At 36.1% G+C, this 15,828-nt stretch carries 13 protein-coding genes and 4 tRNA genes; 14 read left to right on the plus strand and 3 right to left on the minus strand.

Features of this window, described 5'->3' with window-relative positions; genetic code table 11:
• Positions 1-265 precede the first annotated feature (265 nt).
• A complete protein-coding gene (locus GA0061081_RS09550; RefSeq protein ID WP_091350378.1) occupies positions 266-1,480 on the minus strand; it encodes a pyridoxal phosphate-dependent aminotransferase in 1,215 nt (404 codons plus the stop codon).
• Between the two features lie 142 nt (positions 1,481-1,622).
• Here GA0061081_RS09550 and GA0061081_RS09555 point away from each other — a divergent pair, with 142 nt between their 5' ends.
• The 7 genes from GA0061081_RS09555 to GA0061081_RS09585 all read left to right on the plus strand — a co-directional run bounded on the left by GA0061081_RS09555 (position 1,623) and on the right by GA0061081_RS09585 (position 8,608).
• The gene (locus GA0061081_RS09555; RefSeq protein WP_091350381.1) at positions 1,623-1,892 is read left to right on the plus strand and encodes an ACT domain-containing protein; all 270 of its coding nucleotides are present in this window, start codon (positions 1,623-1,625) and stop codon (positions 1,890-1,892) included.
• A gap of 35 nt (positions 1,893-1,927) precedes the next feature.
• The gene (locus GA0061081_RS09560) at positions 1,928-3,283 is read left to right on the plus strand and encodes a PFL family protein (protein ID WP_091350383.1); all 1,356 of its coding nucleotides are present in this window, start codon (positions 1,928-1,930) and stop codon (positions 3,281-3,283) included.
• Positions 3,284-3,601: 318 nt separating this feature from the next.
• The gene (locus GA0061081_RS09565) at positions 3,602-4,078 is read left to right on the plus strand and encodes a PTS sugar transporter subunit IIA (RefSeq protein WP_167349346.1); all 477 of its coding nucleotides are present in this window, start codon (positions 3,602-3,604) and stop codon (positions 4,076-4,078) included.
• Positions 4,079-4,086: 8 nt separating this feature from the next.
• The gene (locus tag GA0061081_RS09570; protein WP_091350389.1) at positions 4,087-4,365 is read left to right on the plus strand and encodes a PTS sugar transporter subunit IIB; all 279 of its coding nucleotides are present in this window, start codon (positions 4,087-4,089) and stop codon (positions 4,363-4,365) included.
• A 10-nt stretch (positions 4,366-4,375) separates the two neighbouring features.
• On the plus strand, positions 4,376-5,761 hold the full coding sequence (locus tag GA0061081_RS09575) for a PTS galactitol transporter subunit IIC (protein WP_091350393.1): 1,386 nt from the start codon (positions 4,376-4,378) through the stop codon (positions 5,759-5,761).
• A gap of 93 nt (positions 5,762-5,854) precedes the next feature.
• Positions 5,855-7,918, plus strand: a complete 2,064-nt coding sequence (locus GA0061081_RS09580) for a BglG family transcription antiterminator (RefSeq protein ID WP_091350396.1) — start codon at positions 5,855-5,857, stop codon at positions 7,916-7,918.
• A gap of 27 nt (positions 7,919-7,945) precedes the next feature.
• Positions 7,946-8,608, plus strand: coding sequence for a class II aldolase/adducin family protein (locus GA0061081_RS09585; protein WP_091350399.1), 663 nt, complete (start codon positions 7,946-7,948; stop codon positions 8,606-8,608).
• Positions 8,609-8,783: 175 nt separating this feature from the next.
• Here GA0061081_RS09585 and dhaL read toward each other — a convergent pair whose 3' ends face one another.
• Both dhaL and GA0061081_RS09595 read right to left on the minus strand, forming a co-directional pair.
• On the minus strand, positions 8,784-9,413 hold the full coding sequence (dhaL, locus tag GA0061081_RS09590) for a dihydroxyacetone kinase subunit DhaL (RefSeq protein WP_091350402.1): 630 nt from the start codon (positions 9,411-9,413) through the stop codon (positions 8,784-8,786).
• A 1-nt stretch (position 9,414) separates the two neighbouring features.
• Entirely contained in the window at positions 9,415-10,419 is a 1,005-nt protein-coding gene (locus tag GA0061081_RS09595; protein WP_091350404.1) for a dihydroxyacetone kinase subunit DhaK, read from the minus strand.
• A gap of 283 nt (positions 10,420-10,702) precedes the next feature.
• Here GA0061081_RS09595 and tcdA point away from each other — a divergent pair, with 283 nt between their 5' ends.
• The 7 genes from tcdA to GA0061081_RS09630 all read left to right on the plus strand — a co-directional run.
• Positions 10,703-11,497, plus strand: a complete 795-nt coding sequence (tcdA, locus tag GA0061081_RS09600) for a tRNA cyclic N6-threonylcarbamoyladenosine(37) synthase TcdA (protein ID WP_091350407.1) — start codon at positions 10,703-10,705, stop codon at positions 11,495-11,497.
• 301 nt (positions 11,498-11,798) lie between these two features.
• Positions 11,799-14,495 (plus strand): bifunctional acetaldehyde-CoA/alcohol dehydrogenase, encoded by a 2,697-nt coding sequence (gene adhE, locus GA0061081_RS09605; protein WP_091350409.1) that lies wholly within the window; start codon positions 11,799-11,801, stop codon positions 14,493-14,495.
• Between the two features lie 152 nt (positions 14,496-14,647).
• Positions 14,648-14,723: transfer RNA gene (locus GA0061081_RS09610), tRNA-Thr, on the plus strand.
• Positions 14,724-14,755: 32 nt separating this feature from the next.
• Positions 14,756-14,840, plus strand: a tRNA-Tyr gene (locus GA0061081_RS09615).
• A 55-nt stretch (positions 14,841-14,895) separates the two neighbouring features.
• Positions 14,896-14,970 (plus strand) — tRNA-Gly (locus GA0061081_RS09620).
• A gap of 3 nt (positions 14,971-14,973) precedes the next feature.
• Positions 14,974-15,049: transfer RNA gene (locus tag GA0061081_RS09625), tRNA-Thr, on the plus strand.
• Positions 15,050-15,231: 182 nt separating this feature from the next.
• Positions 15,232-15,828: GTP-binding protein (locus tag GA0061081_RS09630; protein ID WP_141683367.1), on the plus strand; the 597-nt coding region annotated here is incomplete at its 3' end.

Raw genomic sequence — 15,828 nt, forward strand, 5'->3', positions numbered from 1 at the left:
GTCAACAACGCTAACAACTCAACGTTTTATTGTGAGGTTGCTTGTCTTCATGATGAAATAGTTAAAGGTAATATGGCTATTTTGATTGATGTTACCAAACTACAAGAACAGATAGAAAGAGTTGAAAAAGATCTTTTACTAGCATTACATTCAAGTACTAAAAAATTGAAAAATTATTTGAAGGCACTGATGTCATTTTATAGATATCTTGATTGAACTATTAAATTTATCCCCAGTAAAAACTGGGAATAAATGAATTATCGATTTATTGTTTATAAGAAGATAAGAATTTAGCAAATCGCCCAATAGCATCTTCAAGTTCACCGGAATGAGGTAATGCAACAATTCTAACATGATCGGGTTTATGCCAGTTAAATCCAGTCCCTTGTACAAGTAGCACTTTTTCTTGCAATAAAAAATCCAATACTAATTTTTGATCGTTATGGATATTAAACTTTTTCTGATCTAATTTTGGAAATAGATACAAAGCACCTTGTGGTTTTGTGCATGAAACGCCGGGTATGTCATTAAGTAGTCTCCAGGCCAACATACACTGATCGTATAGTCGTCCTCCCGGCACAATAAATTCGTTGATACTTTGGTAACCACCTAACGCACCTTGAATTGCATGTTGTAATGGCACATTGGCACATAAACGCATTGAAGCCAACATATTTAAGCCTTCAATGTAACCTTTTACGTGTTGTTTAGGACCACAAAGTGCCATCCAGCCTTGTCTGAATCCTGCAACTCGATAAGTTTTTGATAGACCACTCATGGTAATAACAAATAAATCAGGTGCTAATGCGGCGATAGAATAATGCTCTGCATCATCATATAAAATCTTATCGTAAATTTCGTCAGCAAAAATAATCAAATTATGTTGCCTAGCAATTTCCGCGATTTCAAGTAACACATCTTTACTATAAACAGCGCCAGTTGGGTTATTGGGATTAATAATCACTATTCCTTTCGTTTTTGGAGTGATTTTTTGTTTAATATCTTCCAAATCTGGTGACCAGTTTGCTTCTTCATCGCAAAGATAGTGCACAGCATTACCGCCAGACAAGCTAACTGCTGCCGTCCATAATGGATAATCAGGCATAGGAACGAGTATTTCATCACCACTATTAAGTAATGCTTGCATAGATTGCACTATTAGTTCTGATACACCGTTGCCAATGTAAATATCTTCAACATCTAAACTAGTAATTCCCCGGGCTTGATAATGTTGCATGATTGCTTTTCGAGCAGAATAAAGACCTTTGGAGTCACAATAACCCTGTGAGGAAGATAAATTTCTAATTACATCAACTAATAATTCGTCAGGAGCAGCAAAACCGAAAGGAGCGGGATTTCCAATATTGAGTTTAAGAATAGTTTGACCTTCTTCTTCGAGTCGCTTTGCATGTTCAAGAATTGGTCCACGAATGTCATAACAAACATGTTCCAATTTATTGGATTTTTGGAAATTCACCATAATATCGCCCTTTCTATTTATTTTGATAATTTTTTGCTTTAATAAAAAACAATCTACTCCTATTTCGATAATTTTTGAAGATGCTATTATAGTTAGCTCAATAAATACTATTTAACTGTCTAAAATTTGTGCGGAGAGTGTTATGAAAACTATTTTAACAGTCATCGGTAAAGATCAAACGGGAATTATCGCTGGTATTAGTCAAAAATTGTATGAATTAGATATTAATATTTTAGATGTCAGCCAAACCATTATGGATGAATATTTTACGATGATTATGCTACTTGATTTATCTAAAATTAAAGTGTCATTTGATGAGGTAAAAACAACTCTTATCCAAACAGGCGATAAGCTTAAGGTCAAGGTCAACTTACAACGTGAAGAAATTTTTGATGCTATGCATCGTTTGTAATATTAATTCGTTGTTTATTTAAAAGGATAGTTCTAATGGAAACAAAACAGATCCTCGAAACCATTAAAATGATTGAGGAAGAAAAGCTTGATATCCGCACAATAACCATGGGTATTTCTCTTCTTGATTGTATAGATAGTAATGGTGAAAAAGCACGGCAAAAAATTTATGAAAAAATTACACGATTAGCTAAAAACTTGGTCAAAGTTGGCGATGAGATTACCTCAGAATTTGGTATTCCAATTATTAATAAACGTATTTCTGTCACACCAATGTCCTTGATTGCTGGTGCAAGCGATGATAAAGATTATATCGCGTTTGCCAAAACACTGGATGAGGCAGCCAAAGCGGTAGGTGTTAACTTTATTGGTGGCTTTTCGGCACTGGTGCAAAAAGGCTATCATAAAGGCGATGAAATTTTAATTAAATCTATTCCTCAAGCACTAGCACAAACCGAACGAGTTTGTTCATCAGTTAATGTTGGTTCAACCCAAACAGGGATCAACATGGATGCCGTAAAGCAAATGGGGCATATTATCAAGGAAGCGGCGAAATTAACTGCAGATAATAGCAGTATGGCATGCGCTAAGTTAGTTGTGTTTGCCAATGCAGTTGAAGATAACCCATTTATGGCCGGTGCCTTTCATGGTGTAGGGGAAGCTGATTGTGTTATAAATGTGGGTGTTAGTGGTCCCGGTGTAGTTAAGCGAGCGTTGGAAAAAGTTAAAGGTGAACCTTTTGATATTGTTGCTGAAACCATCAAAAAAACCGCATTTAAAATTACACGAATGGGACAACTGGTTGGTAAAGAGGCTTCTGAACGTTTAGGTGTTAAATTTGGAATTGTCGATTTATCGTTAGCGCCAACGCCAGCCATTGGCGACTCGGTTGCCCATATTTTAGAAGAAATGGGGTTAGAAGCAGTTGGCACACATGGTACAACAGCGGCACTGGCTATGCTTAACGATGCTGTTAAAAAAGGTGGCGTAATGGCGTGTGGTCATGTCGGTGGTTTAAGCGGAGCATTTATCCCTGTTTCTGAAGATGCTGGGATGATTGATGCTGTCAATAACGGTGCACTAAATCTTGAAAAACTTGAAGCGATGACTTGTGTGTGTTCAGTTGGACTTGATATGATTGCAATTCCTGGTGATACGCCAGCTGAAACTATTTCAGCAATTATTGCTGATGAGGCTGCAATAGGGGTGATTAACCATAAAACAACAGCGGTAAGAATTATTCCTGCGGTGGGTTTAAACGTCGGCGATAATATTGAATTTGGTGGCTTATTAGGTCATGCACCAGTTATGCCGGTAAGCAAATTTGGTTCATGTGATTTCATCAATCGTGGGGGGCGAATTCCTGCTCCAATTCATTCATTTAAAAATTAATGTATCAATTTTTAATGATCTCGTTATTTCCTTATTCCGTCTGCACTAAAGCAGGCGGAATATCAGAACATCAGCTCATTTATTATTTTCAGAATAACACATTTTTAAATCCTGCTCGGTAAATTGATCTTATTTTTACAACATAGTTATCCCTACGATGAGCAATATCATGGATATTATTTGGTATCAAATCCATTCGTCTCTTTTACCTTAATTTCCTACAATTGATGCTATCAAATTAGTGTTGATTTAATTCTAGCAATAGCAAATTAACAATATTTCTAGAAGTTTGCTGATCACATCATGATGGAGGATGAAATGGGAAATGAATCTAATGACCAAATGTTTTTTGAGGATTTGATTCTTTTAGATAAAGACTTTCAAAATACAAATCAATTTTTCGATTTTACTTTTCCTATTTTAAAAAGTGGTGGTTATGTGAATCATTCCTTTTTAGATGCAATTAAACAAAGAGAGTCTTCATTTCCTACCGCGTTACCAACGGAGCCTTTTGTGGTTGCGATGCCGCATACTGATGTAGAACATGTTATTAGACCATTTATCTTTTTTACTCGAGCCAAAGGAACCATTCCATGGTGTGAAATGGCGAATAATGACAATGTATTAAAGGCTAACTTTGTTTTTTTGTTAGGGTTTAACCAAAAGGATGGGCATATTGATTTATTGCAAAAATTGATGTCTTGCTTTGTGAATTCGCATTTTTTAGGAGCGCTATATCACGCAAAAAACGAACATGAGATTTTTACACTATTGACATCCAATATCAATTTATAGGAGGAATTATGAAAAAAGTTATTGTTGCATGTGGCAGCGGAGTGGCTACATCACAAACGGTCGCCAGCAAGGTTACTCGTTTATTAAAAGAACGGAATCTTGATGAGATAAAAGTAGAAGTTGTTGATCTTAAATCTGTCGATACCCACATTAAAAATAGTGCTGCTTATATAGCGATAACTAAAATTGAAAAACAGTACCCTATTCCTGTCATCAATGGTATTGCATTTTTAACAGGGATGAATATGGAAGCGGAGCTACAAAAAATTATTGATGCCTGTAAATAGGAGTACAAATATGGACTTTCTAGGAACAATTATAAATTATATTTTGAATTTAGGTGCGCCAGTTTTTGTACCATTCATTATGCTAATTGCGGGTTTAATTGTACGCATGAAATTTAAAGATGGTGCTTCGGCCGCCATTACGCTAGGTGTTGCATTTGTTGGTATGAGCATGTTGATTGGCTTTATGGTTGGTGCCATTGGTTCAGCTGCGCAAACTATGATGGAACGAACAGGGATTGAGTTGAGTATTATTGATGGCGGTTGGACTACTATGGCAAACGTATCTTGGGCTTGGCCATATGCTTTTCTTATGTTTCCTTTGCAAGTGGGTGTCAATATTTTAATGTTGGTATTAAAAAAGACTGATACCTTTAACGCAGATTTATGGAATGTGTGGGGGAAAATTTTTACAGCATTTATTGTTGTTGCCGTCGCTACCCCAATTTTAGGTGCTGTTGTAGCTTTGGTCTTGGCCTTTATTATTGCTACTTTGCAGATCATATTAGAGCTTAATTCCGGAGATATTAATCAACATCGAATTGAAAAACTAACGGGTATTCCGGGCGTAACATGTACTCATAGAATGTTATTTTTCAGTGCGATTTATTATCCTTTTGATCTTCTTCTTCGCAAAATACCTATTTTAAATAAACCAATGGACGCAGCAACATTACGTTCCAAAATTGGTATATTTGCTGAAAATCATGTGATTGGTTTCTTATTAGGTGTAATTTTCGGGATTATTGCTGGTTATGATGTTGCCGCTATCTTAATGCTAGGTGTGCAAGCCGCTACTGCGCTTATGTTATTCCCAATGATCTCTAAGTTATTTATGCAGGCATTATCGCCAATTTCTGAAGCAATTAGTGATTATATGAATAAACGATTTGCTGGGCGTAAATTATTTGTGGGTTTGGACTGGCCATTTATGGGTGGTTCAAGTGAGATTTGGTTTACAGTAATTGTTGCTATTCCTTTTACCTTAATTTGGGCTGTTATTTTACCTGGCAACAAACTTCTCCCTTTTGCTGGCATCATCAATCTGGCACTTATTGTTCCTGCATATATTTTAACTAAAGGAAACACATTAAGAATGGTCATTTTAGCCATTATTGGAGTGCCATTCTTTTTATTTGTTGGAACTCAATTTGCACCGATTATTACCGATTTAGGATTAACAACTAAAGCTATTGATATTCCAGCTAATCAGTTAATTTCAAATAGTTCTATCGATGCTCCTATTTTTACTTATGCATTTTCATTTATTTGGCAATGTTTGCAAGGATATTTTGTTCCATTGTTTTTTACTATTTATTGGTGTGTGGGATATTTCTTTTATGCCCGTGAACTGCGTAAAGAGGCTATGCAGGATATAGCAGAAAAAAATAATGAATAAATGAGATCTAAAGTATTCGTTGAGCATATTTTGCAGTAAATCTGGTGGTAATGTTATTTACCATCAGACAACGAACAATAAGGTAATTATTATATGGTTGTCGATAAGCGGATTCATGCTGTTTTAAAAGCATTAATTCATAATCCAAATATGAGTGGTGTAGAGCTTCAATCTGAATTTGGGTTAACCCGTAAACAGCTTAGTTATACCATTAAGAAAATTAATGACTTTCTTGAATCATCTAATCTTGAATTAATTAAACGATTTAAAACTGGTAAGTTTAGTGTTCCCAAATTAGTGATCGAAACATTTAGAGATGAGCCGGTATCGCTTGCTATTGGACGTTATATCTATTCTGAAGATGAACGAGTTCATTTGCTACTCTTTTTTCTATTAATTAGAACAGAAAAGGTGTCGTTAATACATCTTTCTTCGTCCCTTACCGTCAGTCAAAACACCGTTATCAATGATATCAAAAAAGTACAAGCAATGATTGTTCAATATCATTTACAAATAAACTATGACCGTGAAAATGGTTATCGTATTATCGGTGAGGAAATCGACAAACGTTATTTGTTGTTAAAATTAATTCGTCGAATTATTAGTATGCCAATAGCTGATAAGGTTTTTAGAGAAAATGAAATTATAACCCAAGGGCGTTTAGAACAAGTAGGGCAGGTTTTTTGTGAAATAGAAAAAAAATTAAAAATTGTTTTTACTGATGAGCAGTTGCAAGAGCTGACTTACTTTATTTGTTTTATGTTACAGCGCATAGAAACCGATAAAAAAATTGAGTTTTTGCCAGAGAATTATACTGAAGCTGCAAATAGTCGTGATTTTCAATTATTGAAAAAGCTCATTGAAAGATTTGGTATCACTGATTTTAATGAGCAAATCTTTTTAATGGTATTAGTACAAAGCTCTAATATACAAACTCTATCAGATAAATATTTTCATTTAGATGCGGCGCTATTAGAAAGCGTCGTTGAGGTTATTGCTAATTTTGAACAGATTAGTTGCATCACATTTAAAGATAAGAGTGAACTAATTGAACGTATTTATCAGCATTGGAAACCTGCTTATTATCGTATTCGATATCATATTTCTAATATCAACAGTGTATATGACATTGTATTGCAAGAATTTGGTCATTTACATGAAATGGTACGAAAAGCGATTTCTCCTTTTGAAAAAATATTGCATTGTAATATGCCAGATGAAGAAGTTGCTTTTATTACTGTACTATTGGGCGGTTGGTTAACTCGAGAAGGTCTGATTAATCGAATTAAAACAAAGAAGATCGCTATTTTTGTTTGTGAAAATAGTGCAACTGTCTCAACTTATCTTTACCTGACTTTACAAGTATTGCTTCCAGAATTACATTTTTCTGATGCCATGTCTAAACGTGAGTTTGAAAAATATCATCATTATTACGATATTGTTTTTTCTACCTCACATTTATCTACCGATAAGTTGTTATTTATTGTTAATCCTTCACTGAATAATTTTCATAAAAATGCTTTTCGTAATCAAGTGATTGGCACTTTACAAGGTATTGATCCTAGTATTATTCAAGTTGATGAGCTTATGGTAATTATTGAAAAATATAGCAATATCAAAGATCCAAAAGCACTCCAAAGGGAGTTAACTGCATACCTTTATAATGATGAAATGAATGATAACCCCATACTAATAACACAACAGGAAATTCCTTCATTAGCCGATTTAATGCAAAAAGAACATATTCATATTATCGAACAGGTTGAAATAACATGGCAAGATGCACTGGCATTAGCCGCACAACCACTGTTAAACAACCAATCCATAGAAAGTTGTTATCTTGAAAGAATGGTTAACAAAATCCAACTTGAACAACCTTATATTATGCTGGTCGATGGGTTAATTATTGCCCATGCTGGTATTGATGACGGTGTAAATAAAGTCGCTATGTCTTTACTTAAACTATCTGAAAGAATCACTATTTGTGGTTATATGCAAGCTGATTTAATTGTTGTTTTAGCAACAAATAATCCACAAAAACACCTTAAAGCACTTGCCCAATTAAATGAATTACTAGAATTTCACGAAGGCGCAACTCGCATACGAAATGCCAAAAATAGCAATGAAATTTGGGAATTGTTTGCCAATTATCAATGAATATCTTATCAAAATAGGAGCTATAAAATGCTAGAGATACAAAAACAATATGTGGTCGATATGGCTAAAAAATCGAGTGAGTGGGGGCTTTGTAAACATAAAGCAGGTAATTCTAGCGTTCGTGATAAAGAGTCAGGATATGTTCTTGTCACGCCAACAACAATTGATAAAAAGTTGTTAACAATTCGGGATATTGTTGTGATGGATCTTGATGCTAACGTTATTGAAGCCGATTCAGGATTGAGACCAACCAGTGAGTGTTTAATGCATCTTGAGATTTATAAAGCTCGTCCAGATGTTTTTGCTATTTCACACACGCATTCTATTTTTGCAACATCATTTGCTGTATTAGCAAAACCTATTCCAGCCGTTGTTTATGAGTGTGCAATTCTTAATTTAAAAGATGGTGTGATCCCTGTTGCACCCTATGGGCGACCGGGTACACCAGACCTTTCAAATAGCGTTATAGAACCCATAAAACGAGCTGATGCCATTTTAATGGAAAAGCATGGTGCTATTGCCGTAGACAAAGATCCTTATGAAGCTGTATTAAAAGCTGCATATATTGAAGAAATGGCTGAAATATACTATCACGCTTTACTGATTAATGGCGGTAAAGATCCAGGTGGATTTCCGCCAGAGGAGTTACAGCGTTGGGCCTATCCTTCACAAATTAAATTTAAAAAATAATTTTTAGTTTATTTATTTTAGTCAACTGATAGAAAAATAGTGAATCAGTAAAAATTCTATTTTAAAAATTAGATGTTATTTGAATATTTAGACATTTTATCAATAATACTTAGAATATTCTTTTATCGATATTGCGATGAGGATGTCCGCCGATGATATCGGCGGATTTATTGTTTTATTGGGTTTGGATATATTCATTCATATATTTTAAGATATACGCCATTGAAGCCGCTCCCGGATCCATGTGACCAATTGCGCGTTCGCCTAAATTTTTAGTTCGTCCAAATACAGCGATCATCTGTTTCGTTTTTTCTGCGCCTTCCATAGCAGATTGTGCTATTTTAGGGAGTGCATCGATTAACTTCGAAGATGTTAATTGACTTGCGGTTGTTGCACTAGCGGCTAAGGCATCAACCATAGTCTTATCCCCTGGTTTGGCTTTTCCGCGTTGATAGACTGCCTGCCAACCTTCGTTAAGGAGTTTTGATAATACATCAGAATCAAACTCTGTTACGCCTGTAATACTTTTTCCGCCCGCTCTAAATAAAGTACCAAAAATAGCGCCAGAAGCTCCGCCCATACTTATCATTAATTTTGTACCAATTTGCGTAAAAAAATCACCTATATTAGTTGGTTGAAATTTTTCGTCTTGTAGTAGCACCATGATAGCTGTAAATCCACGTTTCATACCGATGCCATGATCACCGTCGCCCACTAATTGATCTAAAGCGGTTAATGTTGGTTCACTTTCGATCATTTTTTGGGCGGTAAATAACATCATTTTACGAACTTGTAATAAATTCATTCTATTTTCTCCATCCTAGTGTTTGGCAAGGTAAATCATAAAGATGTTGTAATTCTTTATCTAATTTCATTAAGCTAATTGAAAAACCAGACATTTCAAGGGAGGTACAAAAATGGCCAACAACGACATCGTGGCTGATTATGCCGCGTGTATCCAGTTCAATACCGACTTTACGTGTTACGATGAACAGTTCGGCGTTACTCAGTGCGCCTAAATTATTAATTAATACACACACGCGGTCGCCTTTTTTAAACGGTAAATCATCACACAGGCTGTCTACCATCTCTTTAACAACTTCATCAGATGATGTTATAGCTTGTCGACGCAACCCAGCTTCACCATGAATACCAATACCAATTTCAATTTCGTTATCATCTAATTCAAAATTGAAATGATTTGATTGAGGTAATGCACATCCATCTAGGGCGACACCGATGGTACGAATGTTGTTGTTTGCTTTTGATACTACTTGGTAGAGATTTTCAAGATTGTATTTTTCAAATTGTGCGGCAGCCCCCGCAATTTTGTATAAAAACATAATACCAGCAACGCCACGGCGATCAGAAATCTTAGATAATGGTGCCGAAGCAATATCGTCAGTTGCTCGAATCGTTTTGATGACAATGTTTTCTTCCCCTAATATTTCTGCTGCAATATCAAAATTCATGCCGTCACCAGAATAGTTGCCAAACAAAAATAGTACGCCTTTTCCTTTTTCTATAGCTTTGGTTACTTCAATAATTTGATCTGGAGATGGCGATGTGAAAACTTCGCCAATTGCACAGCCATCAATGCCGCCTTTACCAATGAATCCTGCAAAGGTTGGTTCGTGACCACTACCACCACCTGAGACAATAACTACTTGATCGCTGGCAATATGGTTACCATAAACGGCACAATGTTCAGAAATTGCAGTCAATCTCCCCTGATAGGCATAGATTAACCCTTGCATGACTTCTTGTCTGACATTATTGGGATCATTAAGTAGTTTTTTAGGTTTGCGCATTCTTTATTTCCTCTTTAATTATAGTTAACAACGTTTTATTGTAGGGAAAATTAATAACTCAAACGAATACAATTAATGACAAATAATATCCTACTTATTGCGCATCATCGGGATGATTTAGTTGATTTTTATGAGAGCTAGAAATTTATTGTTTTATTCTTGAAAAGGTATAGTAACACTAATACTTATTAATAACTTGTTTATAAAATAATATTGCAGTTATAATTTGTAAAAATTTTCAGGAGAGTAGGTGTTTGGCTGTAAGCAGCATCAATCATAATCGATGAATACAGAATCTTATCTTCAACGTTTTAGTGGTATTGCAAGACTTTATGGTCAGTCGGCTTTGCAACGCTTTTCACAAGCGCATATTTGTGTAATTGGTGTTGGGGGTGTCGGCTCTTGGGTTGCAGAGTCACTGGCGCGTAGTGGTATTGGTCAAATTACTTTAATTGATATGGATGATGTGTGCGTGACAAATACTAATCGTCAAATTCATGCTTTAAAATCTAATATAGGTAAAGCTAAAACCTCAGTGATGGCAGAACGTATTTTACAAATTAATCCTGAATGTGTAGTGAATGAAATTGATGATTTCATTAATATTGATAACGTCAGTGAATATTTAGGAACAAAGCAATCACCACGGTATAACTATATTATCGATGCAATTGATAGTGTACATGATAAAGCGGCAGTACTTGCATATTGTAAGCGACAAAAATTAAAAGTAATTACCATTGGCGGGGCTGGTGGGCAAAAAGATCCAACACAAATTAAAATTGCTGATTTAGCAAAAACCATTCAAGATCCATTAGCGGCCAAATTACGTGAGAGGCTAAAGCATCATTATAAATTGAACAAAGATAGTAAAGGTAAATATGCCATTCCTTGTGTATTTTCGACGGAACAATTAACGTATCCAGCTAAAAATGGGCAAATATGCTTTACAAAAAGTGATGCAGAGGGACCTAAAAAAATGGACTGTGAGTCGGGGTTTGGAGCTATTACAACAGTTACAGCTACCTTTGGCTTTGTGGCTGTTAGTTATGTGTTAAATAAATTGTGTAACATATAAATTTTTAGAGCTAATCACTTTTTTCTTCATCATAAATCGAATTAAAGATAACTATTTATTACAAGTAGCTGCTCTTTCGTTTACTGTTTAATAGCTTCTCTTCTTTTTCAGTAGCTCAAAGTATAAATAAATTAGTTACTTTTATTAACATGCTTTTTTTTATTCAATATATTATTGTATAAAGTAAAAATCTGATTTACGATAACGTCAATTTCGTTTTGTTATTATGCTTAAGCATTAAATAGTTTCATGGAAGACGCCAAACGATCCCGATTTATTTTTTAATTTCAAGGAGAAATCTATGGCAGTAACTAATATGAATGAGTTAAATGAGTTAATGGCTCGAGTCAAAAAAGCACAAGAAACTTATTCAACTTATACTCAAGAGCAAGTTGACAAAATCTTTGTAGCAGCAGCAACCGCCGCTGCTGCTGCACGTATCCCTCTTGCACAGCAGGCTGTTGCTGAGTCAGGAATGGGAATTGTTGAAGATAAAGTCATAAAAAACCTTTTTGCTGCAGAGTATATTTTAAATAAATATCGTCACGATAAGACTTGTGGCGTAGTGGCTGAAAATGAACCATTTGGTACTATTACTATAGCAGAACCACTTGGTATTATTTGTGGAATTGTTCCTACCACTAATCCAACTTCTACCGCAATTTTCAAATCCTTAATTAGTCTAAAAACACGTAATGCAATTGTCTTCTCTCCACATCCTAGAGCCAAAAAATCAACGATTGAAGCTGCTCGAATTGTGTTAGATGCCGCAATAAAAGCAGGTGCACCAAAAGATATTATTGGTTGGATTGATGAACCATCTATCGAATTATCCAATGCATTAATGCATCACGATAATGTGGCAGCTATTTTAGCTACTGGTGGACCGGGCATGGTTAAAGCTGCTTATAGTTCAGGTAAACCAGCATTAGGTGTTGGAGCCGGTAATACGCCTGTTGTTATTGATGAAACAGCTGATTTAAAACGTGCTGTGGCTTCTGTACTTATGTCTAAAACTTTTGATAATGGTATGATTTGTGCTTCAGAACAAGCTATTGTTGTGGTAGATTCTGTGTATGATGAAGTGCGTCGTTTATTAACCCAATATGGTGCATATGTCTTAAATGCTAAAGAAACCAAAGCAGTACAAGGTATTATTTTAAATGATAAAGGCGCATTAAATGCTAATATAGTTGGTCAGCCAGCAACAAACATTGCTGAAATGGCAGGCTTTAAAGTGCCAGCTGGTTCAAAAGTACTTGTTGGTGAAGTGAGTAAAGTCGATTTGTCTGAGCCATTTGCCCATGAAAAACTTTCACCAACACTAGCTATGTTTAAAGCGAAAGATTTCTCTGAAGCGGTTGATAAAGCAGAAAAATTAGTTGAAATGGGCGGTATGGGGCATACTTCTGTACTTTACACTGATCAAGATAGTAACCGTGAACGGATTGCTTATTTTGGTAGTAAAATGAAAACTTGTCGTATTTTAATTAACCAACCGGCAGCTCATGGTGGTATTGGTGATTTGTATAATTTTGATTTAGCTCCATCTTTAACATTAGGATGTGGCTCTTGGGGTGGTAACTCGGTATCTGAAAATGTTGGACCGAAGCACTTAATTAATAAGAAAACCATCGCTAAGAGAGCAGAAAATATGTTATGGCATAAACTACCAAGTTCTATCTATTTTAAACGTGGCTCACTACCTGTAGCTTTAAGTGAAGTGATTGAGCAAGGCGCAAAACGTGTATTTTTGGTAACAGATAAATTCTTATTTAATAATGGTTACTCAAAACAAATTACTGATCAATTGGAAGCGCAAGGCGTTATTTGTGAAACCTTCTTTGATGTAGAAGCAGATCCGACTTTAAGTGTTGTGCATAAAGGAACGGATTCTATGCGAGCATTCCAACCTGATACTATCATTGCATTAGGTGGTGGTTCACCAATGGATGCGGCTAAAATCATGTGGGTTTTATATGAGCATCCTGAAACTAAATTCGAAGAATTAGCATTGCGCTTTATGGATATTCGTAAACGTGCTTGCCACTTCCCAAATATGGGTCAAAAAGCAAAATTAATTTGTGTAACAACTACATCAGGTACTGGTTCCGAAGTGACTCCATTTGCTGTTGTTACTGATGATGCAACGGGTCAAAAATACCCATTAGCAGATTATGCAATCACTCCACACATGGCTATTGTTGATGCTAATTTAGTTATGAATATGCCTCGCTCACTTTGTGCTGCTGGCGGCTATGACGCAGTGACGCATGCATTAGAGGCTTATGTATCAGTTATGGCTAGTGAGTTTTCTGATGGACAAGCATTACAAGCTTTAAGCATACTTAAAACTTATTTACCTGCAAGTTATAGGGAAGGTGCTAAAAATCCTGTCGCTCGAGAAAAAGTGCATAGTGCAGCGACATTAGCTGGTGTTGCTTTTGCTCAGGCATTCCTTGGTGTTTGTCACTCAATGGCGCATAAAATTGGTGCGGCTTTCCATATTCCACATGGTGTGGCAAATGCGATGTTAATTAGTAATGTTGTGCGTTTTAATGCAACTGACAAACCGACTAAGCAAGGCACATTTAGTCAATATGGTTATCCTAAAGCAATTGCCCGTTATGCAGAAGTTGCTGATCATTTAGGTTTAACCGCAGCTACTGATAAAGATGAAAAGAAAGTCGAGAAATTAATTGGTTGGTTAGATCAACTTAGAAAAGATCTTGATATTCCATTTTCTATCAAAGAATTTGGTGTGGATGAAAAAACTTTCTTGGCTCAAGTCGATCAATTAGCGGTTGATGCTTTTGATGACCAATGTACCGGTGCAAATCCTCGTTATCCTTTAATTGCAGAGTTAAAACAAATTCTGCTCGATACCTACTATGGTCGTGCATATCAGGACAAAGGGGACATTAATGAGGATGTTGCTATACATACCGCAGCAAAAGGTGCTGAGACCCCTAAGAAAAAAGTCTCTAAAAAGAAATAATCTAAATTAATTTTTTGATTAAAAAAAGGCCTGAAATAGCTCATATTTCAGGTCTTTTTTATATTTTTGATTTTTTTTTAATCAAACAAAATAAAATTTGTTTTTTTTGCTTGCAAGGTTAAATGTTCTAGTCCATAATGCGCAGCACTTAGGCCGGCTTAGCTCAGTAGGTAGAGCAACTGACTTGTAATCAGTAGGTCGCCAGTTCGATTCCGGCAGCCGGCACCATATTCCTAAGTAAACAGTTTATAAAGATTCGGGGTGGGGTTCCCGAGCGGCCAAAGGGAGCAGACTGTAAATCTGCCGTGTCACACTTCGAAGGTTCGAATCCTTCCCCCACCACCATCATCTAATATTAGCAATAGCTAATTGAAGCATTTAGGTAGCCGAGTTTGAACATGCGGGCATCGTATAATGGCTATTACCTCAGCCTTCCAAGCTGATGATGCGGGTTCGATTCCCGCTGCCCGCTCCAATTGCTGATATAGCTCAGTTGGTAGAGCGCACCCTTGGTAAGGGTGAGGTCGGCAGTTCAAATCTGCCTATCAGCACCATTCTTGTTAATTTCCTAAACTTCTAAAAATATCAAATTTGGCTGCTTTAAAGCTTGTCACTTGATAGCTTTATCTGTTATTATTCAGAGCTAATTTTAAGTTAGTATTATGTTGATATTGAATATGATACTTGGTTAATGTGGTGACTCACCACCGATTTGTATTACATTGAGGGACGATAAATGTCTAAAGAAAAATTTGAACGTACAAAACCCCACGTTAACGTTGGTACAATCGGCCACGTTGACCATGGTAAAACAACTTTAACTGCGGCAATTACTTCTGTACTTGCTAAAAAATACGGCGGTCAAGCTCGCGCATTCGATCAAATCGATAACGCACCAGAAGAAAAAGCACGTGGTATCACCATCAACACTTCACACGTTGAATATGACACACCAACTCGTCACTACGCACACGTAGACTGCCCGGGCCATGCTGACTATGTTAAAAACATGATCACTGGTGCGGCACAAATGGACGGTGCTATCTTAGTAGTAGCAGCAACAGATGGTCCTATGCCACAAACTCGTGAGCACATCCTTTTAGGTCGTCAAGTAGGTGTTCCTTACATCATCGTATTCTTAAACAAATGTGATATGGTTGATGACGAAGAGTTATTAGAATTAGTTGAAATGGAAGTACGTGAACTTCTATCTCAATATGATTTCCCAGGTGATGATACACCAGTTATTCGTGGTTCAGCGCTAAAAGCGTTAGAAGGCGAAGCAGCATGGGAAGACAAAATTGTTGAATTAGCTGAAGCATTAGACAGCTAC

Source organism: Gilliamella bombicola (assembly GCF_900094945.1).
Taxonomy (GTDB): Bacteria; Pseudomonadota; Gammaproteobacteria; order Enterobacterales; family Orbaceae; genus Gilliamella; species Gilliamella bombicola.